The 25,419-nt window shown below is 70.7% G+C and carries 23 protein-coding genes and 2 tRNA genes; 10 read left to right on the top strand and 15 right to left on the bottom strand.

Annotated features, from left to right (window positions below):
• Positions 1–5: 5 nt before the first annotated feature.
• Entirely contained in the window at positions 6–980 is a 975-nt protein-coding gene (locus tag GPA04_RS04070) for an ABC transporter permease (protein ID WP_156223084.1), read from the bottom strand.
• A 101-nt stretch (positions 981–1,081) separates the two neighbouring features.
• A complete protein-coding gene (locus GPA04_RS04075) occupies positions 1,082–2,737 on the bottom strand; it encodes an ABC transporter substrate-binding protein (RefSeq protein WP_241680595.1) in 1,656 nt (551 codons plus the stop codon).
• A 329-nt stretch (positions 2,738–3,066) separates the two neighbouring features.
• On the opposite strand from GPA04_RS04075, the gene GPA04_RS04080 reads away from it, so the two are divergent.
• Positions 3,067–3,140, top strand: a tRNA-Val gene (locus GPA04_RS04080).
• A gap of 16 nt (positions 3,141–3,156) precedes the next feature.
• Here GPA04_RS04080 and GPA04_RS04085 read toward each other — a convergent pair.
• Genes GPA04_RS04085 through GPA04_RS04095 form a run of 3 tightly spaced genes read right to left on the bottom strand, consistent with a single transcriptional unit; the run spans position 3,157 to position 4,812 of the window.
• The gene (locus GPA04_RS04085; RefSeq protein WP_156222660.1) at positions 3,157–3,957 is read right to left on the bottom strand and encodes a glycerophosphodiester phosphodiesterase family protein; all 801 of its coding nucleotides are present in this window, start codon (positions 3,955–3,957) and stop codon (positions 3,157–3,159) included.
• Between the two features lies 1 nt (position 3,958).
• Positions 3,959–4,435, bottom strand: a complete 477-nt coding sequence (locus GPA04_RS04090; protein WP_156222662.1) for a redoxin domain-containing protein — start codon at positions 4,433–4,435, stop codon at positions 3,959–3,961.
• Positions 4,432–4,812, bottom strand: a complete 381-nt coding sequence (locus tag GPA04_RS04095) for a DUF3052 domain-containing protein (RefSeq protein ID WP_241680596.1) — start codon at positions 4,810–4,812, stop codon at positions 4,432–4,434. Before GPA04_RS04095 ends, GPA04_RS04090 begins: the two co-directional genes overlap by 4 nt.
• A gap of 279 nt (positions 4,813–5,091) precedes the next feature.
• Here GPA04_RS04095 and aceE point away from each other — a divergent pair, with 279 nt between their 5' ends.
• Complete coding sequence (gene aceE / locus GPA04_RS04100; protein ID WP_156222666.1) at positions 5,092–7,836, top strand: pyruvate dehydrogenase (acetyl-transferring), homodimeric type; 2,745 nt, start codon at positions 5,092–5,094, stop codon at positions 7,834–7,836.
• Between the two features lie 46 nt (positions 7,837–7,882).
• On the opposite strand, the gene GPA04_RS04105 is transcribed toward aceE, so the two are convergent.
• Positions 7,883–8,332, bottom strand: coding sequence for a VOC family protein (locus GPA04_RS04105; protein ID WP_156222668.1), 450 nt, complete (start codon positions 8,330–8,332; stop codon positions 7,883–7,885).
• 124 nt (positions 8,333–8,456) lie between these two features.
• On the opposite strand from GPA04_RS04105, the gene GPA04_RS04110 reads away from it, so the two are divergent.
• From GPA04_RS04110 to GPA04_RS04130, 5 genes are all read left to right on the top strand, one after another.
• Positions 8,457–9,641, top strand: coding sequence for a PucR family transcriptional regulator (locus GPA04_RS04110; protein WP_241680628.1), 1,185 nt, complete (start codon positions 8,457–8,459; stop codon positions 9,639–9,641).
• Between the two features lie 79 nt (positions 9,642–9,720).
• Complete coding sequence (locus tag GPA04_RS04115; RefSeq protein WP_156222672.1) at positions 9,721–10,665, top strand: ACP S-malonyltransferase; 945 nt, start codon at positions 9,721–9,723, stop codon at positions 10,663–10,665.
• A gap of 37 nt (positions 10,666–10,702) precedes the next feature.
• Positions 10,703–11,755: a beta-ketoacyl-ACP synthase 3 gene (locus GPA04_RS04120; protein ID WP_156222674.1), complete on the top strand. Its 1,053-nt coding sequence runs from the start codon at positions 10,703–10,705 to the stop codon at positions 11,753–11,755.
• A gap of 109 nt (positions 11,756–11,864) precedes the next feature.
• The gene (locus GPA04_RS04125) at positions 11,865–12,113 is read left to right on the top strand and encodes an acyl carrier protein (protein WP_156222676.1); all 249 of its coding nucleotides are present in this window, start codon (positions 11,865–11,867) and stop codon (positions 12,111–12,113) included.
• Positions 12,114–12,194: 81 nt separating this feature from the next.
• Positions 12,195–13,418 carry a beta-ketoacyl-[acyl-carrier-protein] synthase family protein gene (locus GPA04_RS04130; RefSeq protein ID WP_156222678.1) on the top strand — a complete coding sequence of 408 codons (1,224 nt, stop codon included), beginning with the start codon at positions 12,195–12,197 and terminating at the stop codon, positions 13,416–13,418.
• Between the two features lie 18 nt (positions 13,419–13,436).
• On the opposite strand, the gene GPA04_RS04135 is transcribed toward GPA04_RS04130, so the two are convergent.
• From GPA04_RS04135 to GPA04_RS04155, 5 genes are all read right to left on the bottom strand, one after another.
• Complete coding sequence (locus tag GPA04_RS04135; protein WP_156222680.1) at positions 13,437–13,949, bottom strand: DUF3145 domain-containing protein; 513 nt, start codon at positions 13,947–13,949, stop codon at positions 13,437–13,439.
• A 138-nt stretch (positions 13,950–14,087) separates the two neighbouring features.
• Positions 14,088–15,200: a hypothetical protein gene (locus GPA04_RS04140; RefSeq protein WP_156222682.1), complete on the bottom strand. Its 1,113-nt coding sequence runs from the start codon at positions 15,198–15,200 to the stop codon at positions 14,088–14,090.
• Positions 15,201–15,322: 122 nt separating this feature from the next.
• Positions 15,323–16,852, bottom strand: a complete 1,530-nt coding sequence (locus tag GPA04_RS04145) for an alpha-N-arabinofuranosidase (RefSeq protein ID WP_156222684.1) — start codon at positions 16,850–16,852, stop codon at positions 15,323–15,325.
• Between the two features lie 28 nt (positions 16,853–16,880).
• Positions 16,881–18,113: a multidrug effflux MFS transporter gene (locus tag GPA04_RS04150; RefSeq protein WP_241680597.1), complete on the bottom strand. Its 1,233-nt coding sequence runs from the start codon at positions 18,111–18,113 to the stop codon at positions 16,881–16,883.
• Positions 18,114–18,134: 21 nt separating this feature from the next.
• Positions 18,135–19,025 carry a phenylalanine 4-monooxygenase gene (locus GPA04_RS04155; RefSeq protein ID WP_156222686.1) on the bottom strand — a complete coding sequence of 297 codons (891 nt, stop codon included), beginning with the start codon at positions 19,023–19,025 and terminating at the stop codon, positions 18,135–18,137.
• Between the two features lie 61 nt (positions 19,026–19,086).
• On the opposite strand from GPA04_RS04155, the gene GPA04_RS04160 reads away from it, so the two are divergent.
• A complete protein-coding gene (locus tag GPA04_RS04160; protein ID WP_156222688.1) occupies positions 19,087–19,551 on the top strand; it encodes an Lrp/AsnC family transcriptional regulator in 465 nt (154 codons plus the stop codon).
• Here the strand turns inward: GPA04_RS04160 and GPA04_RS04165 are convergent, their stop codons facing one another.
• Genes GPA04_RS04165 through GPA04_RS04175 form a run of 3 tightly spaced genes read right to left on the bottom strand, consistent with a single transcriptional unit; the run spans position 19,552 to position 22,343 of the window.
• Positions 19,552–20,697 carry a PIN domain-containing protein gene (locus GPA04_RS04165; protein ID WP_156222690.1) on the bottom strand — a complete coding sequence of 382 codons (1,146 nt, stop codon included), beginning with the start codon at positions 20,695–20,697 and terminating at the stop codon, positions 19,552–19,554.
• 30 nt (positions 20,698–20,727) lie between these two features.
• Positions 20,728–21,972 (bottom strand): ATP-dependent Clp protease ATP-binding subunit ClpX, encoded by a 1,245-nt coding sequence (gene clpX, locus GPA04_RS04170; protein WP_156222692.1) that lies wholly within the window; start codon positions 21,970–21,972, stop codon positions 20,728–20,730.
• Positions 21,969–22,343 carry a DNA-binding protein gene (locus GPA04_RS04175; protein WP_156222693.1) on the bottom strand — a complete coding sequence of 125 codons (375 nt, stop codon included), beginning with the start codon at positions 22,341–22,343 and terminating at the stop codon, positions 21,969–21,971. Before GPA04_RS04175 ends, clpX begins: the two co-directional genes overlap by 4 nt.
• Positions 22,344–22,459: 116 nt before the next feature.
• Here GPA04_RS04175 and GPA04_RS04180 point away from each other — a divergent pair, with 116 nt between their 5' ends.
• Positions 22,460–23,230 (top strand): peptidoglycan-binding domain-containing protein, encoded by a 771-nt coding sequence (locus GPA04_RS04180; RefSeq protein WP_156222695.1) that lies wholly within the window; start codon positions 22,460–22,462, stop codon positions 23,228–23,230.
• 1 nt (position 23,231) lies between these two features.
• On the opposite strand, the gene GPA04_RS04185 is transcribed toward GPA04_RS04180, so the two are convergent.
• Positions 23,232–23,305: transfer RNA gene (locus GPA04_RS04185), tRNA-Ile, on the bottom strand.
• 172 nt (positions 23,306–23,477) lie between these two features.
• Between GPA04_RS04185 and GPA04_RS04190 the strand changes: the two genes are divergently transcribed.
• Positions 23,478–25,388 carry an elongation factor G gene (locus GPA04_RS04190; RefSeq protein ID WP_156222697.1) on the top strand — a complete coding sequence of 637 codons (1,911 nt, stop codon included), beginning with the start codon at positions 23,478–23,480 and terminating at the stop codon, positions 25,386–25,388.
• Positions 25,389–25,419 lie beyond the last annotated feature (31 nt).

Consider the following 25,419-nt stretch of genomic DNA (forward strand, 5'->3'; position numbering starts at 1 on the left):
CGACCTCATCCCTGCTCGCGGACCCGCGGGTCCACGAGCACGTAGACGGAGTCCGCGACGAGATTCGCCACCAGGACCGTGAGCGCGATGAGCAGGAACACCCCTTGCATGACGGGGTAGTCCCGTTTGGTGAGGGCGTCGTAGAGCAGATAGCCGATGCCCGGGTAGCTGAAGACGATCTCCGTGAGCAGCGCACCGCCGATGACGCCTCCGAGCGCGAGCGCGAATCCTGTGAAGCTCGGCAGCATCGCGTTGCGCGCGGCGTACCTCAGCACGACGCGGCTGGGCGAGAGCCCTTTCGCCTGCGCCAGCAGCACATAGTCCTCGCGCACCGTCGTCACCGTCATGTTCCGCATGCCGAGCAGCCAGCCGCCGAACGCCGAGAACACGATGGTCGCGGCCGGCAGAAACCCGTACCGGAGCGCGCTCACCCAGAACGCCACGCCCTGGGCGTCAGGGTCGTAGCCGCCCGAGGAGGGGAACCAGTCCAGCTGGAAGCCGAACACCCACAGCGCGAGCAGCGCGACCCAGAAGTACGGGACGGCGGAGATGAACGTCGATGCCGGGGTGAGGATCGCGTCGAGCCGGCCGCCCGCCTTCCACCCGGTGAGCACGCCCAGCGAGGTGCCGAGCACGAACGCGACCACCGTCGTCGACCCGACCAGCATGAGCGTCCATGGCAGCCCCGACGAGACGACGTCCGCCACCGGCGTGGGGAACCTGGAGATCGACGTCCCGAGATCGAAGCGTGCGAGGCGACCCAGATAGGCCAGGTACTGCTCGAAGAGGTTGGCGTCCGGGTTCCCGAACAGAGCCTGGATCGAGACAAGGGTCTCCGGCGGGAGCTGCTGGCCGCTCACCCGCTGCAGCTGCTGGATGATCGCCACCGACGGGTCGCCCGGCATCATCCGCGGGATCAGGAAGTTGAGCGTGATCGCCGCCCACGCCGCCGCGAGGTAGAAGCCGAGCCGACGCAGCATGAACGACCACCGGCTCGGCACCCGCAGCCGGGTGGTCGGGACCACGGTGCCGCCCGGCGCCGCCGGAGGTGGCTGCGCGACCTCGACGTTCGTCGCGGACGTCACGAGCCGACGGGCTCGAGGTCGAGCAGGGTCATGGTGGTCGACGGCCCGAGCACCGGTGAGGGCACGTACTCGAAGTCCTCCGGTGTCGGCCACCCGGTCCAGCTCGAGGCGTTGATGTCGATGAACCAGTAGCTCGCGTAGATCGGGCTGAACGGGACCTCCTCGGCCACGATGCGCTGCAGGGCGTACGAGGCCTCTAGAAGCTCGTCCGGGTCCGCGGTCGCCGCCATCTGGGCGATGGCTGCGTCGGTCTCGGGGTCGCTCCACCGCCCGTAGTTGGCTGCGGCCTGCTCGCCCTCGGGCACCACGTACTGGGAGCTGAGCCCGCTGTAGGCGCCGAAGACGCTCGAGCCTCCGGCCCCCTGGATGGTGATGTCGAAGTCGCCGAGCTGCTGCTGCTCGAGCAGAGCCGCGCCGGGGGCGCCGACCGGCGTGACCTCCAGGCCGAGGTGCTCGCGCCAGCTGTTGATCATGATGTCGGCGTAGGCCTCCCACCCGAAGTCGGTGTTGAAGGACAGCGTCGGGGTGTAGCTCTGGCCGTCTCGCACCAGTGCACCGTTCTCGACCGTGTAGCCGGACTGGGCGAGCTCGTCGAGCGCGGCCTCGACGTCGACCTCGCGCACCATGCCCTGGTACTCCGGGAGCAACCAGTCGTCGTAGATCCCGTCCTGAAGGCCGGTCGGGTTCGCCTCGGTGCCCGGGCGGTTGAGGGTGGCGACGATGTCCGAGCTCGGGATCGTCAGCGCGAACGCGCGGCGGATGTGCACGTCGTCGAAGGGCGTGCGCGCGGTGTTGAAGAACGCGGCGAACGAGCCGCCGGTGGCGTAGCGCTGGTACAGATTGGTCTCGGGGTTCTGGGCGACGAACTCCTCCTCGCCGTTGGCCCACGAGACGGTCCCCCACTCGACGTCGCCGCTGAGCAGCTGGGACTTGACGGTGTCCTGCGTGACCGGCACCACCTTGACGGTGTCCATCGCGAACTCGCCGCCCCAGTAGTCGTCGCGGGCGGCGAAGGTGATCTGCTGGGGCGAGAAGTCACCCAGCGTGAACCCGCCGGTCCCGATGGGCTCGGGATTCGTCCAGGTCGTGAGGTCCTGCTCGCTCCAGATGTGCTCCGGGACGATCACCAGACCGGCGAACTGGTTGAGCAGGCTGAAGGAGGGCACCTCGAAGGTGACGCGCACCTGTGCGTCGCCGACCGCTTCGACCGCCGTGTACGTCGCACCGGTGGCGTTGAGCTCGGGGTTCTCGAGTGGGACCGACAACGAGAAGGCGACGTCCTCGGCCGTCATGGGCTCGCCGTCCGCGAACGTGACGTCCTCCCGCAACGTGAAGGTCAGCTCGGTGCCGGCCTCGTCGAAGCTCCACTCCTGCGCCAGCCAGGGTGCGACGTTGCCGCCGTCGCTGTGGTCGATCCGGACCAACGGCTCGTACACCAGCCCCGAGTTGGGCGACTTGTCGGTGGCCGGCGAGAACACGTTGAAGTTCAGGACGTACGTGGTGCCGCCGTCGGTGTTGCCGTAGACCAGCTCGGTGGCCGTGGAGCCGCCCCCACCGGGGTCGGTCACGTCGTTCGGGGAACAAGCGGCGACGAGCCCGGCCGCGAGGCCGAGTCCGACGGCGGCTCGCAAGAAACGGGTGCTGGTGCGCATGTGCGCTCTCCTCATCGGGATGGGCGGGGTCGGTCGGTCGGTCGTGCCGTGCGGATCCGGCGTCGTGAGCCGGCGAGGCGGCGCGCCGCTGCCCCGCCACGGCGCAGGACGTTCCGCGGTGTGGTGTCGTCCACGTGCGCGCTCACTCTCGTCGTCGAGGGTCGATCAGCGTGACGTTCCGCGCATGCGTATGAACGCCTGATCAGCAGGCATCGCTGCCCGCTAGGTACTACGTATGCGCAACGCTAGAGCAGCACTGTGGCTCCGTCAAGACCCGGTCTCGCGGCGTGGTTGGTAGCCTTGCTGCCGCCCGCGACCGGTGGGCACCAGGGCCTATAGCTCAGCTGGTTAGAGCGCCGCGTTTACACCGCGGGTGTCGGGGGTTCGAGTCCCTCTGGGCCCACCCGATTCACGCGACCTCAGTCGCCGTGCCACTGACCGCGCTGCTCGAGCACCTCGCGCAGCACGTCGGGGCGATCGGTGATCAGCCCGTCGACACCGGCGTCGAGGAGCCGGTTGATGTCGGCGGGTGTGTCGACGGTCCACACGTGCACCTGCATGCCCCGACGGTGCGCCGCCGCGATGAACGCCGGCGTCAGCACGCGCACGCCACGGCGCCGTTCCGGCACCTGCAGGCACACGGCCCCGCCGGCGGTGGCGAACGAGCGCCACAGCCAGGGCCGCACGCGCAGCGACATGACCTCCGGCGGCGAGGCCGAGGTCACCACGCCAGGGAGCAGCCGGCGCGCACGGGTCAGCCTGGCGTGGCTGAAGGAGGCGATCAGCACCCGCTCCTGCGCACCCGCCTCCTCGATGGCGCGCACCGTCGGCTCGATCACCTCGGCCGTCTTGACGTCGATGTTGAACCGCGTGCGCGGGAACGCCTCGAGGAGCTCGGCGATCGTCGCGATCGGCTCACCGCCGCGCAGCCGGACGGAACCGATCTCGGCCGCCGTCAGCGATCCGAAGGGCCGCTCGCCGAAGCCCGAGTCCGGAGCGACGCGCGACAGGTCTCGGTCGTGGAACGCGAAGGCGACGCCGTCCAGGCTTGCGCGCGCGTCGGTCTCGATGTGGCGGTACCCCAGGGCAACGGCGTTGCCCACCGCCCGCAGCGAGTTCTCGATGCCGACGTTCACCGGCAGCCCGTCGCCGCCACGGTGTGCGAGGGCGATCGGGGTCTCGGTCAGGAAGCGGCTCGTCGAGCCGCCGGGCTCGACCACCTCAGCTCGTCTCGGCGAGCAGGCGCTCGACGGCGGCCCGGTGCGTTCCGAGGTCGCGCGCCACCCCCGCGGGGCTTCGTGTCGACCACCGGACCACGCGGCCGGCGTCGACCAGGTAGGAGGTGCGCGTCGCGGTGCCCCGCTCCTCGTCGAGCGCTCCGTACCGGCGGGCGACCTCACCGTGCGGCCAGAAGTCGGACAGCAGCGTCGGAGCCGAACCGCCGGCGACACCGGCGGCCTCGGCCCAGGTCCGCAGCGCGAACATCGAGTCGCAGCTGATGCCAAGGACCCGGACCCCGTGCTCGGCCACGCTCTCGGCGAGCCCGATCATCCCGGCGAGCTCGTTCGAGCACAGCGGCGTGAACGCTGCTGGCAGGAACACCAGCAGCGCGGCGCCGTCGAGATCGACGAGGTCGACCGGGGTTCCGTCGGTGTCCGGGAGCCGGAACGCCGGGACGGACCGCCCGGCCTGGATCACCTGCCGCGGCCGCGGGACGTCAGCCTGAACGCCGACCAGGCGGGCGCCACCGGCAGTATCGAGGTCGTGTGCAGCCCCGCCGTGGTCGCAGCCTCGTCCACCTCGGCGGGTGGCACGTGCCCCTCGCGACCAGCCTTGGGCGCGAGCACCCAGATGAGCCCGCCGTCCTCCAGGGTGGTCAACGCATCGGTGAGGAGGTCGGTGAGGTCCTGCGTGTCGCCGTCGTCATCTCGCCACCAGATCAGCGCGACGTCGATGACGTCGCCGAAGCTCTCGTCCTCGAGCGGGCTGCCCGCGGCAGCCTCGATCTCGGCCCGCAGCGCCTCGTCACAGTCGCTGTCGTACCCGAACTCCTGGATCACCTGCCCGGGTGTCACGCCCAGGCGCCCTGATCCATCGGTCGTCTCCGGCGGTGCTGACACTGGTACGCAGATCCTCTCGTCGGGGTGGGGAACTGAACACGATCCTAGTGTCAGCGACATCACAGCACCCGTGAAGGACATGTGGTGTCGCTGTGGCAGGCTTCGGGGAAGAATGGCATGAGGTAGTACCGGTCCGGAGCCCAGGGCGGCCCGAACCCGCGAGGCGCCGATGCCAGGGCGAGCACGACCTGGCGGCGTCGGCAGCGAACCGAAAGCCCCGGAGAAGAGGAACTCGTGACGTCCCCTGCTGGTCCACTCATCAACGGTCTGCTCAGTCAGGTCCGCGACATCGACGCGGAAGAGACGAGCGAGTGGCTGGAGTCGCTCGACGGCCTGGTCGAGAACCGAGGCGGTCCCCGCGCCCGCTACATCCTGCTGAACATGCTCAAGCGGGCCCGCGAGCGGGGCGTCGTTGTCCCGCAGCCGGTGACCACGCCGTACGTGAACACGATCGGTGTCCACGACGAGCCGTACTTCCCCGGTGACGAGGCGGTCGAGCGCCGCTACCGCGACTACCTGCGGTGGAACTCCGCCGTGATGGTCACGCGCGCGCAGCGTCCCGGCATCTCCGTCGGCGGCCACATCTCCTCCTACGCCTCGGTCGCGACGCTGTACGAGGTCGGCCTCAACCACTTCTTCCGCGGCAAGGACCACCCGGGCGGCGGCGACAGCATCTACTTCCAGGGCCACGCCGCCCCGGGCATGTACGCCCGCGCCTTCCTCGAGGGCCGCCTCACCCAGGCCGACCTCGACGGGTTCCGCCAGGAGCTCTCGCGTACCTCGGGCGGCCGCGGCCTCCCCTCCTACCCGCACCCGCGGAACATGCCCGACTTCTGGGAGTTCCCCACGGTCTCGATGGGTCTGGGCCCCGCCTCGGCGATCTACCAGGCGTGGATCAACCGGTTCATGGAGTTCCGGGGCATCAAGGACACCTCCGACCAGCGCATCTGGGCGTTCCTGGGCGACGGCGAGATGGACGAGCCGGAGTCGCGCGGCATGCTGCAGCTCGCGGCGCAGCAGGGGCTCGACAACCTCACGTTCGTCATCAACTGCAACCTGCAGCGCCTTGACGGCCCGGTCCGCGGCAACGGCAAGATCATCCAGGAGCTCGAGGGCTTCTTCCGGGGTGCCGGCTGGAACGTCATCAAGACGATCTGGGGCCGTGAGTGGGACCCGCTGCTGGAGGCGGACAAGGACCGCGCTCTGGTCAACCTCATGAACAACACGCCCGACGGCGACTTCCAGACCTACCGTGCCGAGTCCGGCGGGTTCATCCGGGACCACTTCTTCGGCCGCGACCCCCGCACGAAGGCGCTGGTCGAGAAGATGTCGGACGACGAGATCTGGGGCTTGAAGCGCGGCGGTCACGACTACCGCAAGCTCTACGCGGCCTACGACGCCGCGGTCAAGCACAGCGGTCAGCCGACCGTGATCCTGGCCCACACGATCAAGGGCTACGGGCTCGGCCCCTCGTTCGCCGGCCGCATGGCGACGCACCAGATGAAGAAGCTCAAGGCGGACGACCTCAAGGGCCTGCGCGACTCGCTGGAGATCCCGTTCACCGACGCCGAGCTCGACGCCGACCCGTACCTGCCGCCGTACTTCCACCCCGGCATGGACGCCCCGGAGATCGAGTACATGATGGAGCGCCGCCGGGCGCTCGGTGGGTTCCTGCCCGAGCGGCGTGAGGTGCACACCGCCGTGACGCTGCCCGAGGACAAGACCTACGAGCGCCTCGCCAAGGGCTCCGGGCAGCAGGAGGTCGCCACCACGATGGCGCTCGTGCAGCTGTTCAAGGACCTGCTGCGCGACAAGGAGTTCGGTCGCCGGATCGTCCCGATCATCCCGGACGAGGCCCGCACCTTCGGGCTGGATGCGATCTTCCCGAGCACGAAGATCTTCAACACCCAGGGTCAGCACTACCTGGCGGCCGACCGCGAGCTGCTGCTCTCCTACAAGGAGTCCGAGCAGGGCGGTCTGCTGCACACCGGCATCAACGAGGCCGGCTCGGCAGCAGCGTTCCAGGCGGTCGGCACCGCCTACGCCACGCACGGCGAGCCGATGGTGCCGTTCTACTTCTACTACTCGATGTTCGGCTTCCAGCGCACGGGCGACCAGTTCTGGGCGGCCGGCGACCAGCTGACCCGTGGCTTCCTCATCGGCGCCACGGCCGGCCGGACCACGCTGACCGGTGAGGGCCTGCAGCACGCCGACGGCCACTCGCCGATCCTCGCCTCGACCAACACCGCGGTCGTCAGCTACGACCCCGCCTACGGCTACGAGATCCGGCACATCGTCAAGGACGGGCTGGAGCGGATGTACGGGGAGGGCGACGACCGGGATCCGAATGTCATCTACTACCTGACGGTCTACAACGAGCCGATGCTGCAGCCGGCCGAGCCGGAGGACGTCGACGTCGAGGGCATCCTCAAGGGCATCTACCGGCTCCGCGCCGGTGAGGGTGACGGCCCGCGCGTGCAGATCCTGGCTTCCGGGGTCGCGGTCCCGTGGGCGCTCCAGGCGCAGCAGCAGCTGCGTGAGGAGTGGGGCGTCGTGGCCGACGTGTGGTCGGTGACGAGCTGGACCGAGCTGCGGCGCGACGGGCTGGCCGCGGACCGCGAGGCCTACGTCAACCCGACGGGCGAGCAGCGCACCCCCTACGTGACCAGCAAGCTCGCCGACGCCCAGGGTCCGTTCGTGGCCGTGTCCGACTACGACCACCTGGTCCCCGACCAGATCCGCGCCTGGGTCCCGGGTGACTACCTGACGCTCGGTGCCGACGGTTTCGGCTTCTCCGACACCCGGCCCGCCGTGCGGCGACACTTCCTGATCGACACGCAGTCGATCGTGACCCGGGCGCTGCAGGCGCTGGCGCGCCGCGGCGAGGTGGACGCCTCGGCTCCCGCGCAGGCGATCGAGCGGTACCGCCTCCTCGACGTCAACGCGGGAACCACCGGCACCGCCGGCGGCGACGCCTGACGATCCCCACCTGAGGGCGCCGCGAAGTCTCTCGCGGCGCCCTCGGTCATGCCCCGGGCGGCCCAGGACGCTGCGAGGCCGCCCATCTCGACCCGGTCTCCGCGACGTCCGGGTCGAACGGGTTGTGCGCGATCTCCCAGCGGAACCCGGCAGGGTCGGCGAAGTAGCCCGTGTAGCCGCCCCACTGCCGGCGCCGCCCGGCGAGCACCTCGGCGGCGCCGGCAGCGCGGGCGGCGTCGAGCACGGCATCCACCGCGGCAGGGCTGTCGACGTTGTGAGCCAGCGTGATCGGCGCCAGGCCCGGTGCCGGGTCACCCACCTCGGCCCGGAAGCTCGCCAGCTCCCACAACGAGAGCACCAGGCCGGGCCCGACCTGCAGGAAGATCACGTCCTCCGAGTCCTGCCGGGCGTGCCACCCGAGGCCATCGATGTAGAACCGGCGCGCGGCGTCCAGATCGGGCACCGCGAGGGTGACGAAGCTCAGGTACTGATCCATGCGGCCATCCTTCCCGACGGCACCGACATGCCGGCGTCGTTGTGGAAGTTCCACAACAGCGGCCTATCCTGACCGCGTGAGCACCGACACCCGGCCCAAGGTCGCCCCTCCCGGCAGCGACGACATGGTCAGGCGCCTGCGGCACGGCACCAGCCAGCTCACGACCGCGGCGCTCGAACGCCTCGATCGCGATCTGTCCTGGTACCGCGCGCTCCACGCCGAGGACCGTTCGTGGATCGGGCTCGTGGTGCAGGCCGGCATCGCGAGCTTCATCTCCTGGTACGAGAACCCGCAGCGTGGCACGTCGAACGCCGCGGAGATCTTCCGTGCCGCTCCCCCGGAGCTGACCCGGTCGATCTCGCTGCAGCACACCCTGCAGCTCGTGCGGATCATCGTCGAGATCGTCGAGGAGCAGACCGACACCCTCGCGACCTCGGCCGACCGCGCGTCGCTGCGCGAGGCGGTGCTGCTCTACTCCCGCGAGGTCGCGTTCTCCGCGGCGGAGGTGTACGCGCGCGCCGCCGAGTCGCGCGGCGCGTGGGACGCCCGACTCGAGGCGCTCGTGGTCGACTCGCTGCTGCGCGGCGAGGCCGACGACACCGCGGGCGCCACCGGGGCCTCGGAGGGACTGCGCTCGCGCGTCGCCGCCCTCGGATGGGCGGGCCGCGGCAACACGATCGTGCTGGTCGGGTCGATCGACGACCATCTCGACGACGTCCGCGCGGCCGAGCTGCGTCGTGCCGCGCGGCGGGCCGCGTCGGACGCGCTGGTCGGGATCCACGGCGACCGGCTCGTCGTCGTGCTGGGCGGCGAGGGCAACCTGCGCACCCAGGCGGAGTCCTTGCTGGACAAGTTCGGGCCGGGTCCGGTCGTGATCGGTCCGCAGGTGCGCGACCTCGCCGACGCCGGTCGGTCGGCTCGTGCAGCCCTGTCGGGCCTGGTGGCCGTGACCGCGTGGCCCTCGGCGCCGCGCCCCGTGCTCGCCGACGAGCTGCTCCCGGAGCGGATGCTGATCGGCGACGCCGATGCCCGCCGCACGCTGCTCACCGAGGTGTACACGCCGCTGCTCGGCGTCGGCGGCCACCTGCTGGAGACCCTGAGCGCCTACCTCAGCGAGGGTCGCTCGCTCGAGGCGACCGCTCGACAGCTGTTCGTGCACCCGAACACCGTGCGCTACCGGCTGCGGCGGATCGCGACGGTCACCGGCTGGGATCCGACCGACGCGCGGGAGGGTTTCGTGCTCCACATCGCCCTGGTGGCGGGTCGACTCGACTCCGCGGGTCCACGTGCCAACGACGTGCGCTTGTAGGGTATCCACAACCGCGCCGGTCGAGCTTGGTCCGATCCGGCGTCCGTGAACCTCGACTCCGAGCGGGAGAGTAGACAGCGTGATCGCCGTACTGTGTCCGGGCCAGGGCTCGCAGACCCCTGGGATGCTGGAGCCGTGGCTCGACGTCGACGGGCTCGAGGCCCGCGACCTGCTCGCACGGCTGGGTGAGGCCGCGCAGGTCGACCTCCTCCACCTGGGCACCGAGGCCGATGCCGACGCCATCAAGGACACCGCGGTCGCGCAGCCGCTGATCGTGGCCACGTCGCTGCTCAGCCTCGCCGCGCTCACCTCACGCATCGGCGCGCACACCGGTTGGGCGTCGGTGACGGCCGGGCACTCGGTCGGCGAGTACGCCGCCGCGGTGGTCGCCGGTGTGCTCACCGAGACCGATGCGCTCGCGCTCGTCGCCACCCGTGGTCGCGCGATGGCAGCGGCAGCAGCCACGAGCCCGACCGGCATGGCCGCCGTCGTCGGCGGCGACCCGGCGGAGGTCGTGGCCGCGATCGAGGCGCTCGGGCTGGTGCCGGCGAACGTGAACGGTGGCGGCCAGGTCGTCGCCGCCGGCTCCCTCGAGGCGCTCGAGCAGCTCAAGGGAGACGCGCCGGCGCGCGCCCGGGTGATCCCGCTCGCCGTCGCGGGTGCGTTCCACACCGACTACATGGCCAGCGCCGTCGCGGCCGTCACCGAGGCCGCCGCCGCGCTCACCCCCGCCGCTCCCCTGCTCTCGCTTCTGACCAACGCCGATGGCTCGGTCGTCCCCGACGGCCCGACGGCGGTGCGCGAGATGGTCGCCCAGATCTCTCGCCCGGTGCGGTGGGACAGGTGCCAGGAGCAGCTGGCCGAGCTCGGTGTCACGGCGGCGATCGAGCTCGCCCCGGCCGGCGTGCTGACCGGGCTCGCCCGCCGTACCCTCAAGGAGGTCGAGGTCGTCGCGCTCAAGAGCCCTGACGACCTGGAGGCCGCCGCCGACCTGGTCGCACGCCACGCCGCAGCGACCCGATGACCACCACCGCACCCGAACCACGTCGCGAGGACTCCGCATGACCACCACGCTGCGCCTGAACGAGCCGATCCCCGGATCGCGCATCATCGCCGTCGGCGGATCCCGGGGCGAGAACCTCGTGCCGAACGACGACATCGTCGGCCCGATCAACTCCTCCGACGAGTGGATCACCCAGCGCACCGGCATCAAGACCCGCGCCCGTGCGGACGAGGGCACCACCATCCTCGACCTGGCGGCCCGGGCAGCCGAGGACGCGCTCGCCAGGTCCGGTGTCAGCGCCGCTGATCTCGACGCCGTCATCGTCGCCACGGTCACGCACTTCGAGCAGACGCCGGCCCTGGCCACGCTGCTGACCGAGCGCCTCGGTGCCACGCCCGCCGCGGCGTTCGACATCTCCGCCGCGTGTGCCGGCTACTGCTACGGGATCGCCCAGGCCGACGCCCTGGTCCGCGCGGGGACCGCGGAGCACGTGCTGGTCGTCGGTGTCGAGCGGATGAGCGACTTCATCGACCCGACCGACCGGACGATCTCGTTCCTGCTGGGCGACGGTGCGGGAGCCGCCGTCGTCGGTCGTTCGGACACCCCGAAGATCGGCCCCACGGTGTGGGGCAGCGACGGCAGCCTCGCCGGTGCGATCTACCAGACGAGGCCGTGGCTGGACTACCGCCGGGAGGAGCTGGGCGAGCCCGCCCCGGAGCGGGCCGAGCTCGCCGAGGAGGTGTCCCAGATGGTCAGCCCCACGCTGCGCCAGCAGGGACCCACGGTGTTCAAGTGGGTCATCACGAACATCCCGAAGCTGGCCAGGCGCACGATCGAGGCCGCCGGGCTCACGCCGCAGGACATCGACGTGTTCGTCCCGCACCAGGCGAACATGCGCATCACCGACCAGCTACTCAAGACCATGGGGCTCCGCGACGACGTCGTGGTCGGGCGCGACATCGCCGACACCGGTAATACGTCGGCCGCGTCCATCCCGCTGGCGACCGAGCGGCTGCTGCGCGAGGGCGCCGCCAAGAGCGGTGACGTGGCGCTGCAGATCGGCTTCGGCGCCGGCATGGCGTTCGCGGGTCAGGTCGTCATCCTGCCGTGATCACCGGCTGGTCCAGCGCGTTGCCGCACACGCGGCAGGCGAGTCCGCAACACTGGGTCCGCGAACGGTCGAGATCGACCAGCAGACCACCACAGAAGGGAAACCACGCATGGCGCACAGCGAATCCGAGATCCTCGAGGGCCTCGCCGAGATCGTCAACGAGGAGACGGGGCTGCCCACCGACGCGGTCACCGCGGACAAGTCGTTCACCGACGACCTCGACATCGACTCGCTGACGATGATGACCGTCGTCTCGGTCGCCGAGGAGAAGTTCGGCGTGACGATCCCGGACGAGGACGTCAAGAACCTCACCACCGTCGGCGACGCCGTCAGCTTCATCGCCCAGGCCCAGGCCTGAGCCCGAACGGGTGCCGCCGCCGCTCGGCGCGGCACCCGTTCGTCCACCACCACCCACCCACACACGAGGGAGCGACGAACCGTGACTGATCAGGTCGTGATCACCGGACTCGGAGTCACCAGCCCGCTGGGCGGAGACGTCGCCAGCACCTGGGAGGCCGCACTCGCGGGCCGCTCGGGTGTCAACGTTCTCGAGCACGACTGGGTCGAGAAGTACGACGCGCCCGTGCGGTTCGCCGGCGAGCTCGCCGTGCCGGCGGCCGAGGTCCTCAGCGTCCCCGAGACGCGCCGCATGGACCCCAGCGCCCAGTACGCGATCGTCGCCGCCCGCGAGGCCTGGGCCCACACCGGCAGCCCGGAGATCGACCCCACCCGGCTCGGCACCGTCGTCGCGTCCGGGATCGGCGGCGTCTGGACGCTGCTGTCCCAGTGGGACAACTACAAGGAGAAGGGTCCCCGCCGGGTCTCACCGCTCACGGTGCCGATGCTGATGCCGAACGCGCCCGCCGCGCAGGTGTCGATGCTCGTCGGCGCCCGCGCCGGTGCCCACACACCGGTGTCCGCGTGCGCCTCGGGCGCCGAGGCCATCGGGTACGGCACCCAGATGATCCTCTCGGGTCGCGCCGACATGGTGCTGGCCGGCGGCACCGAGGCACCGATCCACCCGCTGCCGCTCGCGGCGTTCGCGCGCATGCAGGCGCTGTCGACCCGTAACGACGACCCGCAGGGCGCCTCCCGCCCCTACGACGTCACCCGTGACGGTTTCGTCATGGGTGAGGGCGCCGGCATCGTGGTCCTCGAGCGCGAGTCGCACGCGATCGCGCGAGGCGCCACGATCTACGCCCGGGTCGCCGGGTTCGGGATCACCTCCGACGCCGCTGACATCGCCGCTCCGGCTCCCGAGGGTCAGGAGCGCGCGATGCTCGCAGCCCTGGCGGACTCCGGGCTGAGCCCGCGGGACATCGTGCATGTCAACGCGCACGCCACCTCGACCCCGCTCGGTGACCTGGGCGAGGCCGGCGTCATCGCCAAGGTCCTCGGCGAGGGCGCGGTCGTCTCAGCCACGAAGTCGATGACCGGGCACCTGCTCGGCGGCGCGGGCGCGCTGGAGACGATCTTCACGGTGCTGGCGCTGCGTGACCGCAAGGCCCCGCCGACGATCAACGTCACCCAGCCCGAGCCCGAGCTGCCGATCGACCTCGCTCGCGACGTGCCGCGCGACCTGCCCGCGGGTCAGGTGGCCGCGTTCAACAACGGCTTCGGCTTCGGCGGTCACAACGCGAGCCTCATCATCGCCTCGGTCTGACCGCGGCGGCGGCTGCGGTCAGCCGACGCGGTGCAGCCAGCGCACGGGCACCCCGGCGCCGGCGTAGCGGAAGGGCTCCAGCTCGTCGTCCCAGGCCTGCCCGAGCGCGAGGTCGAGCTCCTGACGCAGCCGGACCGGGTCCGCGGCGTGCTCCATGGCCGCACGGATCCGGTCCTCGGGGACCACGACGTTGCCGTGCACGTCCGTCTGGGCGTAGAAGATGCCGAGGTCGGGCGTGTGGCTCCAGCGGCCGCCGTCGGAGCCGCGGGCGGCCTCCTCGGTCACCTCGTAGCGCAGGTGGGTCCACCCGCGCAGCGCCGAGGCGAGGCGGGCACCGGTCCCGACCTCACCGGTCCAGGAGAGCTCGGTCCGGAACAACCCGGGCGCGGCGGGTTGGGCCACCCAGTCGACGGCCACGCGCGTGCCCAGCACCGACCCGGCCGCCCACTCGACGTGGGGGCACAGCGCACGGGGCGCGGAGTGCACGAAAACAACACCGCGGGTGTTCACACCAGACGCCACAACAGGCATCGCCGCTCCTTCCAGCTCGGTCGAGATTCGTCTTCCCCAACGCATCTCGTCCGCGACTGCTCGGCGCGACTCACGGCTTGCTCATGCACAGTGTGCCCTATCGGGGCGGTTTGCTCCACTCCCCGCGCCCCGACCGGGTCACTGGTCGGCGAGCACCCACCGGTACATCTGGGCTCCGCTGAAGTCGAACATGTCCTCGAACGTCACCGCGGTGACGCTCTCCGGCACATCGAGCACGGCCCATCCGGTGTAGGTCTCACCCGGCGCCATGTCCGACGGCGGGCGCTCGTCGCTGCCCACGCAGAACAGCCCGGTGCTGAACGCGTTGGTCTCGATCGCGACGCCGTCGACCTCGGCCCCGAGCTCCCACCCGATGAAGGTGTAGGTCGGCGTGGACTCGTCCGCGAGCGCCGGCAGCGTGGTGAACTCGAGCTGGAGCCCGAGGTACTGGCCGTTCTCGGCCGGCGAGCACAGCGAGCTCGGCGTGCTGGACTCCCATCCGGCCACGGCCTCGATGAGGCGGATCTCGGCGACGGGCGCGCCGGCGGCGCCGTTGACCACAGCGGGGTCGGTACCGGTGAGGTCAACCACGCCGGCCGTACCGCCGCCGTCGTCCGTGGTGGCCGGGTCGGTGGGCTCGTCGGTCGTGGGGTCATCGGTGGGCTCGTCGGTGGTGGGGTCGTCGGTCGGCTCTTCGCTGGTGGGGTCGTCGGTCACCGTGGTGGACGGCTCACCGGCCGTCGGGTCCTCGTCACCGCCCCCGAGCACCGAGGACAGCCCCCAGGCGATGCCACCGAGCACCAGGACCGCCACCACGACGACGGCGATGATCGCCAGCGGGTTGCGCGACCGCGGAGCCGGTGCCCCCGGTGAGCTGTACTGAGCGCCCTGGTAGCCGCCGCCACCTGGGTACCCGCCGCCCTGCAGCGGCGGTCCCTGCGGTCCGTAGGGCGAGGCGCCCGGCTGCTCCAGGCCGGAGCTCGGACCGTAGCTGTACAGCGTGGGCTGTCCCGACGACGGCGGGATCACCTGGGTGGGCGAGGTCCCCATGGTCTGGGTGGGCGAGGCGGTCGACGGCGTCTCGGTCGGGCCGCTGCCCTGGCCGAGGGCAGCGGTGAACGGGTCCTCGACCCAGAACTGCCACCCCTCGGGCGCCGGCGGCCACGACGGGTCGGGCGACCACCCTGGTGGCGGCGTCCACCCCTCAGGGGGCTTGGGCCATCCCGGAGGTGAGTTGAACGTCTGGGCCATCGGCCATCCCCTGTCTCGTCGACGCCGGCTCCCGCGAGAGGGTCCCGGCAGTCGACCATCCTAGGAGCGCGCTCGGTGCTCCCGCTGCACGCGCGGGCGGATACTTCTGCCCGGCGAGCGGCTCACCCGGCGGTGAGCTGCAGCGACACGGTGGCGAACGAGTGCGGCGGCAACGTGATGCTCACCCGGCCGTCCTCGACCGCGCCGACCTCGAGCTCGTGCGGCTCCACGGTCTGCGCCCGGCCCGCCGCGTTGTGCGCGGCGATGTCCTCGGATGCCAGCAGGCGTCCGGTGATGCCGCTCACCGGGCGTCCGCGCAGGTCCAGCGTGACCTCGGTCGGCTCCGTGAGGTGCAGGTTCGACAACGACACCAGCGCGGTGTCCCCCGAGACCGAGGCCGACGCCGAGAGCCGGCGCAAGGCTGCGCCGTCGACGTCGATCGTGCGGTCGTCGCCGAGCAGGTGCACCGCCAGCGAGGCCGCGTCGTGGTGCCCCTTGTTCATCTCGAAGACGTGATACGTCGGGGTGAGCACCAGCTCGCCGGTGGCCTCGTCGGTGAGGATCATCGCCTGCAGCACGTTGACGGTCTGCGCGATGTTCGCCATGACGAGCCGGTCGGCGTGCCCGTGGAACACGTCGAAGTGCAGGCTCGCGACCAGCGCGTCACGCATCGTGTTCTGCTGGTACAGGAAGCCCGGGTTCGTGCCCGGCTCCACGTCGAACCAGGTGCCCCACTCGTCGAGGATCAGCCCGACCTTCTTGTGCGGGTCGTAGCAGTCCATGACGGCGGAGTGCCCGGCGATCAGTTCGTCGACGCGCTGCGCCTTGACGAGGGTCGTGTAGTACTCGTCGGCATCGAAGTCGGTGGCGCTCCCCTTGTGCTTCCACTCCCCCGGCACCGTGTAGTAGTGGAAGGTGATCGCCTGGAAGATGTTCTTCGGGTCGTGCGTGCAGCCCAGGCAGTTGAGCGCCTTCATCAGCTGCTCGGTCCAGTGGTAGTCGTCGTTCGACGCACCGGCGGCGATCCGGTAGAGCTCGTTGTCGCCGTGGTTGCGGCAGTACGTCGCGTACCGGCGCGCCTCCTCGGCGTAGTGCTCGGCCGACATGCTGCCGCCGCAGCCCCACGGCTCGTTGCCGATGCCCCAGAACGGCACGTTCCACGGCTTGTCACGCCCGTTGGCACGGCGCAGGCGGGCCATCGGGGAGTCGCCGTCGCGGGTGAGGTACTCGACCCAGTCGCTCATCTCCTTGACGGTGCCGGAGCCGACGTTGCCGTTGACGTAGGCGTCCGCGCCGAGCATCTCGCACAAGGCCATGAACTCGTGCGTGCCGAAGTGGTTGTTCTCCTCGATGTCACCCCAGTGGGTGTTGATCATCCTCGGCCGGTCCTCGACCGGTCCGATGCCGTCCATCCAGTGGTACTCGTCGGCGAAGCACCCGCCCGGCCAGCGGAGGTTGGGGATGTTGAGCGCCCGGAGCGCCTCGACGACGTCGAGCCGGATCCCGCCCTCGTTCGGGATCTCGGAGTCCGGACCGACGTAGAAGCCGCCGTAGATGCACCGCCCCAGGTGCTCGGCGAAGTGGCCGTAGAGGTGCTTGCTGATCCGCGGTCCCTCGACATCGAGGTCGATCACCGCACGCAGTGAAGTCATGGATGTGAACGTTAACAGGCTGCGTGCGCTACGTCACCCTCACGGCAGCGGCACGCCGGTGCGCGACCCAGAGCAGGAAGCCGAGCAGCACGAACGAGGCCGCCGCGAGAGCCACCGTGAACAGGCTGGCCGTGACCAGCGGCGCGATCGCACCGGCGAGGAGGGCGTTGAACGTCAGGGAGGCGAAGGTGCCGAGCGAGGCGGCCGCGCCGCGGTGGTCGGGAAAGCTGTCCAGGATCTCGAGCTGGATCACCGGGAACGCGACCGCGATGCAGCACGACAGCAGCGCGGGTCCGACCGTCGCCAGCGGCAGGTGCGGCCAGATCAGCGCCAGCACCACGTTGAGCGCCGCGGCTCCCACGGCGCACGCGAGCGCCACGTCCACCAGCCGCGTACGCCTGACCTTCCCCGCGAGCCGGCCCGACAACCAGGCACCGATGAGCAGCCCGGTGATGATCGGGACGAACAGCATCCAGAAGTCCTGCTCACCGAGGCCGAGGAGGTCGACGACGATGATCGGGGCCGCGGCGATGTAGAGGAACTGCCCACCCATCGCGAAGGCGGTCACGAAGGCCAGCCGGATCATCGCCGGGTGGCGCCCGACCTCCAGGATGGAGCGCAGCACGGCCCCGACCCGCAGCGGTGACCGCGCGGCCGGTGGGTGCGTCTCCGGCAGCAGCACCGTGACGGCCACGACGGCGAGCACGCCGTAGACCGCGGTGGCCCAGAAGATGATCGGCCACTCCCCCGCCTTCAGGAGCCAACCGCCGGCCACCGGCGCGATCGCCGGGGCCAGGCTGAAGATCATCATGATCCGGCTCATCATCTTGTGCGCCTGCGGTCCCGCGAACATGTCGCGGACGACCACGCGGGAGACGATCGTCGCGGCGCCGGCGAACACGCCTTGCAGCGTCCGCATCACCAGCAGCACCGCGAGGTTCGGCGACAGCGCGCACCCGATCGAGGCGAGGACGTAGCCGATCAGGCCGACGATCATGACCGGCTTGCGCCCCATCGCGTCGGAGAGCGGGCCGTGGAAGACGCTCATGACGGCGAACGCGAGCATGTAGAGGCTCGTCACCTGCTGCATCGCCGTGGTGTCGGCGCCGAACTGCTCGCCGATCCGCTCGAAGGCGGGGAACACGGTGTCGATCGTGAACGGGCCGAGCATGCTCAGGCCCGCCAGGATCATGGTGATCACCGCGCCGGCCGGAGGTGCCTCCGGGGTCGGATCGTTTCGACTCCCGGGTGCTCGGCTCACCAAGCAACTCTAGGTGGCTCCTCAGGCCACCTTGTCACCGGCGGCGAGACGGGCGGGCGTCTCGTCGGTGAAGTCGGCGAAGAACCCGCCGACCCGGTCGGTCAGCTCCGACATCCCGCGGCATGCGAACAGCACCGGCTGGTAGTGCGTGATGTCGTAGTCGAAGGTGCCCATCTCGTGGAAGTCGATCGCGCGGATGTCGGCGCCGCGGAACTCCTCGATCTCACCGTAGGAGGACAGCAGCCCGGCGCCGTAACAGCGCAGCTCCCCCTCCTCGTACATGACGCCGAACTCGATCGTGAACCAGAAGACGTCCGCGACGAACTGCAGCCCTTCGGGCGTCTCGCACCGGCGTGCCGCCTCCCCCGCCAGCCGCTTGACGTCCGCCACCTCGGGCGAGGCCAGCAGGTTCCCGTGGCCGACGATCTCGTGGAGGATGTCGGGCTCCGGGGTGTACAGCGGGGTGGACCCGTGACGCAGGTACTGCGTGGAGTGGAACACCCGATCCGCCAGCGAGCCGTAGAAGACGTCCAGCGGGACGAGCCCGGCGGCCGGGTGCAGCCGGAAGCCGGTGAGCGAGGTGAGCCCGGCGCTGACCTCGCTCAGCTGCGGCACGTGGTCCTCGGGCAGCGCGAGCGCCTCCTTGGCGTCGCGGAAGGCCCTGATCGCATAGGTCGCGTGCTTGGCGCGCAGCTCCCGGGACACGGTCGCCCAGATCTCGTGCTCGGCGTCGGTGTACTCCACGTGCGGCAGCGGAGCTCCCGGTTCCCAGGCCAGCGCGCCCGCGGCGATCTCGTTGCGCCGTCGGCGGTAGTCGGGGTCGTTGGCGCCGGGGTGGGCCTCGGCGAGGTGGACGTTGACGCCGTCGGGGCCGTCGGTGACCGGCGCGTACAGCTGTGCCTCTTCGAACATGCCGCCTTGCTACGCGTGATCCAGGCCACAGGCAACGGTCATGTCGATAGCCTCGTCGTTCATGGCAACGAAGCCGACACTGGACAGCCTGGATCGCAAGATCCTTGCAATTCTGCGCCGAGACGGTCGACGTTCTTTCGCCGACGTCGCGCGCGACCTGGACATCTCGATCGCCACGGTGAAGCGGAGGGTGGACCGGCTCGAGGAGAGCGGCGTCGTCCAGGGCTACGCCGCGGTGCTCGACACCGCCAAGCTGGGTCTCGGGTTCGAGGCGATCGTCGAGGTGTACTGCGCGGAGAAGACCACGCCCCGGGACGTGCTGGCGACCATCAGCGGCCTGCAGGAGGTGATCAGTGCCGTCACGGTGAGCGGCGAGCCGGACGCGGTGCTGCGGGTGCAGGTCACCGACGTGCCGCACCTCGAGCGCGTCATCGAGGACCTCCGGCGCCGACCGAGCATCGTCCGGACCCGCACGATGCTGGTGCTCTCGGTGCTGGTCGACCGCCCGGTGGCGCTGCGGACCTGATCAGGCAGGTGTCAGGAGATATCCGTCGTCGTTGCGCTCCATCGTGATCACGCCGGCGGTCTCGGCCGCGCGCGCGAACTGCAGGAACGACCGGTATCCGAAGGTCTTCTCGGTGAAGTCGGCATGGTCGCGCCGGATGTGGTCCTTGAGACCGTTGAGCGGCACCGGCTTCTTGCCCTTGCCGATGTCGGCGACGGCGGCCCGCAGCAGTGCGAACGCCTCTTCCCTGTTGCCGCGCTCGCTGAGGCGGACCACCGGGTCGCCCTGGGCCGGTCCGTCGCTCACGTCGAGGACGCCCTTGTCGGCGAGGTGTCGCACGAGCTCGCCGAAGGCACGGAAGCCGTGGTCGGCCTCGTTGAACGTCGGGTCCTTGCGCAGCAGGGTCCGCTTCAGCACCGACGCCGTGACGTCGGCGGCCGAGGACCGCTCCAGTCCGGCGACCGTCTGGGCGACGAGCACGGCGACGTCCCGGTCGTCGGTCGCCTCGTCGTCCAGCGGCTCGAGGTCGGACTCGTCCGGCTCCTGGACGCGGGTGATCACGGGCTGGGGCGGCGCCACGCGCTCGACCGGAGCGACGCCGTCGGGCTCGGGGGTCGTCTGGGGGGCCGGGGTGGTCTGGGCCGGCTGGGACTTCTTGGACGCGCTCGACCTGCGCGAGGAGGACGGCCGCGACTCGACCCCGGCGAGGTCGTCGTAGTAGAGGAACTCGTCGCACGCGGGCGGCAGCATCTTGGACGTGGAGTCGCGGACCCCGACGCCGATGACGCGCTTGTTGAGCTCGCGGAGCTTGTGCACCAGCGGCGTGAAGTCGCTGTCGCCCGTGCAGATCGCGAACGTGGAGATGTAGTCGCGCGCGAAGGCCATCTCGATCGCGTCCACGGCCATCTTGATGTCCGCGGCGTTCTTGCGGGAGACACCCATGCGCTGCGGCATCTCGATCAGCTCGACGTGCCCGCGCGTGAGCATGCGGCGGTCCTCGTCGAAGTAGGACCAGTCGGCGTAGGCGCGGCGGACCACGACCCGGCCACGCTCGGCGAGGGCGTCGCTGATCGGCAGCAGGTCGAACGGCGTCGCGAGGTGGTCTCGCGCACCGAGGGCGAGGTTCTCGTAGTCGAGGAGCAGGGCGATCCGTTCGTCGTCAATCACGCTGCGAGCCTATGCCCGCCCGGCCGGCCCTCAGGACGCGGTGCGCCGCCTGCGTGCGGTGCCGGCACCGGGTCGGTGCGGGTGCAGCGTCGGCAGCGTGTTCTTCTCCACGACGGCGCGGTTGATGACCACTCGGGCCACGTCGTCACGGGAGGGCACGTCGAACATCACCGACTGCAGCACCTCTTCCAGGATCGCCCGCAACGCCCGCGCACCCGTGCCCCGCAGGACCGCCTGCTCAGCCACGGCCTCGACCGCGTCCGGGGTGAACTCCAGCTCCACGTTGTCCAGCTCGAACATCCGCTGGTACTGCTTGAGCAACGCATTCTTCGGCTCGGTCAGGATCCGCGAGAGCGCCTCCTTGTCCAACGGCGCCACCGTGGCCAGCACCGGCAACCGACCGATGAACTCCGGGATCAACCCGAACTTCAACAGATCCTCCGGCATCACATCAGCGATCCCGTCCACATCATCAGCCGAGTGCAGCGGCGAACCGAAACCGATGCCCTTACGACCCCGCCGCCCGGCGATGATCTCCTCCAAGCCCGCGAACGCACCCGCCACGATGAACAACACCTTCGTGGTGTCGATCGTGATGAACTCCTGATGCGGGTGCTTGCGCCCACCCTGCGGCGGCACCGAAGCGGTCGTGCCCTCGAGGATCTTCAGCAGCGCCTGCTGCACACCCTCACCCGAGACATCACGCGTGATCGAGGGGTTCTCGCTCTTGCGGGCGATCTTGTCGATCTCATCGATGTAGATGATCCCGGTCTCAGCCTTCTTCACATCGAAGTCAGCCGCCTGCAACAGCTTCAGCAGGATGTTCTCCACATCCTCACCGACATAACCCGCCTCGGTCAGCGCCGTCGCATCAGCGATCGCGAACGGCACGTTCAACAACTTCGCCAACGTCTGCGCGAAATACGTCTTCCCACACCCCGTAGGACCGATCAGCAGGATGTTCGACTTCGCCAGCTCCACGTCTCCGACGGCGGCGTTCGTCCGCTTGTGGTGGTTGTAGACCGCGACGGCCAGTGCGCGCTTGGCGCTCTCCTGGCCGACGATGTAGGAGCTCAGGAAATCGACGATCTCGCGCGGCTTCGGTACCGGGAGCGCCTCAGCTGCTGCGGTGTCCGCCTCCATCTCGGCGAGCATCTCGGTGCAGACCGCGATGCACTCGGGGCAGATGTACACCCCCGGCCCGGCGATCAGGCGGCCGGCGCGACCCTGCGGGGTGCCGCAGAAGTCGCACGCGAGGTCGCTCGGGCGGCTCATGCGGCACCGGTCCCGGTGTCGCGTCGGGGTTGCCGGTGCGGGGTGTCCAGCGCACCGGCCCGGACGGCGCGCTGCTGCACCGCCTGCCGGGAGCTGGCGCCCGCGGCGTCGGCGAGCGCCTGCCAGGTGATGCCGCGCTCGCGCGCGTGGGCGAGCAGCGCGGTCTCCGCGTGGTCGATCTCGGCACGCGCGGCTCGGACCAGGGTGAGTGCGGCGAGCAGGTCGCTGCTGTCGACGGCGGCGGGCTTGCGCGCGAGCTCGGCGAGCATCGCCGTCAGACAGGTCGTGGCGTCGGCGGGTTCGCCGTCGCGCCACAACGAGAGCTGCCGCGACAGTCGTCGTCGGGCGTAGATCTCCGGGGAGTCGGTCACGAGGACAGCCTGGGTGCGCGACAGCGTTCTGTCAACACGGCGTTGACACGATCGTCGAGGTATCAGACGGAGCCGTTGCTGCTCCTGTCGATGACGTCCACCACGAGGAGATGAGCATGACGGCGCAGATCCTGTCCGACCCGCCGCGGCGAGGGCTGGCGGTCCCGAGACCGGAGGTGCGGGTCGAGCGAGCCAGGGCCGCGGTCGGCGCAGGTGCGGAGCTCTCGGGGATGTGCGAGAAGTTCGTGCGCACCTGCTTCGGGTTCCCCGCCCGCTACCCGAGTGCGAGGCAGGCGTGGGAGGCGACCACACGCCGTCGGCGGGGCGAGCCGCCTCCCGGGGTCCCGGTCTTCTGGGACATCACCAGCGGCAAGAACAAGGACTTCGACCACGTCGCGATCAGCGTGGGCGGCGGGTCCTGCGTGAGCACCTCGGCCGGCCCGGGACGCACCGTGGCGCTGGTCCGGATCGAGGAGCTGACGGCGCGTTGGGGCATGCAGTACCGAGGGTGGACGGCGGACTACCACGGGGTCGTGGTGCACGAGGGGGATGCGGCGATCATGACCGAAGACGCGTGGCCGACCCGGGACCTGCCAACGACCACGGCCCACACGGCGCAGTCTCTGCGGGCCTGGCGGCAGCTGATGGCCTCGATCGGGCTGACCGACCCGGTGCTGGAGCTCGCGATGCAGCGCTGGCTGCGGCGGCTCGGGCACTACGGGGACTCGTGGTTGCTGGACGGTCAGTTCGGGGTGGAGTCGGTCTCCGCGCTGCAGCGGTTCCTGGTGACGAAGGGGCTGTACCCGCACGAGGTGGACGGCTGGCGCGGACCGCTGACCGTCCGGGCCGAGATCCGCTACCTCAACGACCAGCGCCGCTACCTGTGAGTGCCCCGGGTGGGGCTTGAACCCACGACCGACGGATTATGAGTCCGCTGCTCTGACCGGCTGAGCTACCGGGGCCGACGGCGGCCCAGCCTAGTGCTCACCGCGTAAACCGCTGGCCACGACCGGGGGTCGGCGCTCTACATTGCCGTGCAGCCGGCCGCACGGTCGCGGTGACGGGAGGAGAGGCAGATGGGGCGCACGCAGCTCGACCTCGTCGACCCTGCTCCCGCTCACCCCGAGGATCTGCGTGCCCTCCGACTCTGCTCCTTCCGCCGTGCTGCACCTGGGCGTCCTCGCTCACGTGGACGCCGGTAAGACCACCCTCACCGAACAGCTGCTCCTCCACGCCGGCGTGGTCGATCACGCCGGCCGTGTCGACCACGGCGACACGGTCACCGACGCCGATGACATCGAGCGTCGGCGTGGCATCACCATCCGCGCCGCCGTGGTCTCGTTCGAGCTGCGCCGGGCGGGCGGCGGTGCCGTCGCCGTCAACCTGCTCGACACGCCCGGCCACGCGGATTTCGTCGCGGAGGTGGAGCGCTCGCTCGACGTGCTCGACGCCGCCGTGCTCGTGGTCTCGGCGGTCGAGGGCGTGCAGCCCCAGACCCGCACCCTGATCCGGGCGCTGGAACGGCTGCGGCTGCCCTTCCTCGTCGTCGTCAACAAGATCGACCGCGTCGGCGCGCGTGGGGTCGATCTGCTGACGGAGCTCGACGCCGCGATGACCGGCCGGACGATCGCGCTCACGAGACCAGCGGCGCTCGGGAGCCGTGACGCGCACCCGGCGCCGCGTGCTCCCGGCGAGCTGCGAGCGGACGTCGCGGACGCCGTCGAGGACCATGAACCCGGCATCGTCCGGGCGTTCCTCGACGACCGTGAGGTGGATCCTGCCGCGGTGACGGCGGCGATCGCCCGCCAGTGCGCGGCGGGGCGGCTGCACCCGGTGCTGCACACGGCCGCACTCGCCGGCGTCGGCATCCCGGGCGTCGTCGACGCGATCGCCACGTACCTGCCCGCACTCGTGCCGCGTGCCGACGGCCCGTTGCGCGCACGCGCGTTCAAGGTGGGGCGCGACCAGACCGGGCACCGGCTCGTGCACGTCCGCGTGGACGGTGGCACGGTGCAGGCGCGCGACCGGGTGACCGTGCACCACCACGACCGGTGGGGCGGTCGCGAGCTGATCGAGGAGCAGGTCACCGGGAGCGCCGTCCTGGAGGGCAACCGGCTGCGCGAGGCACCTGTGCTCGCCGGGCGGATCGGTGTCCTGCGAGGGCTGGAGCACGCGGCCGTGGGGGATGGTCTCGGCGTGCTCGAGCCTGGCCGGGGGCCCCGGCACTTCCCGCCGCCGGGTCTGGAGGCGGCGATCCGTCCGGTCGACCCCGCCCGCCGCGCGGATCTGCATCGCGCCCTGCTGGAGCTGGCCGACGCCGACCCGCTCATCGACGTCCGCGTCGACGAGGTCGAGGGCGAGATCGCCGTCAGCCTCTACGGCGAGGTCCAGCGCGAGGTGCTCGGGACGCGGCTGGCGGAGGAGTTCGGGATCGACGTCGAGATCCTGCCGACGAGGGTCGTGCACGTCGAGCGGCTGGCCGGCACCGGCGAGGCGCGGCGTGACTCGGCCACCGGGAACGCCCAGGTGGGGCTGCTGCTGCAGCCCGCCGAACCCGGGACCGGTGCGCGGTACGTGATGGGTGTGGAGCGGGGCTATCTGCTGCCCTCCTTCCACACCGCGATCGAGACGACCGTGCACGAGCAGCTGCAGCGCGGGCTGCAGGGATGGCGCGTGGTCGACTGCGTGGTGACTCTCGTTCACGGCCGCTTCCACGCCGCTACGCCGAGTGCCGGCGAGTTCCGACGACTGACGGCGCTGGCCTTCCGGGCCGCGCTGTGCCAGGCCGGCACGCTCGTGTGCGCGCCGTGGAGCCGGATCGAGGTGCGGATGCCGGAGGCCGCGCTCCCGGCGGCGCTGTCGTTGCTCGTCGAGCTGGGCGGCACTCCCGCGGAGATCACCACCGCCGGCGAGCGGGCCACGCTCGTCGCCGAGCTCGCGACCGCCGAGGTCGACGTGTACGAGCGCCGCGTGCCCGACCTCACGTCCGGTCTCGGCACGTTCGTCGCCGAGCCGGCAGGGTATGCGGCGCCGCGGCGCGGATAGGGCGAAACCTCGCCGGTGTGGCGCCGTCCTT

It is taken from the genome of Pseudactinotalea suaedae (assembly GCF_009733815.1).
Lineage (GTDB): Bacteria > Actinomycetota > Actinomycetes > Actinomycetales > Beutenbergiaceae > Pseudactinotalea > Pseudactinotalea suaedae.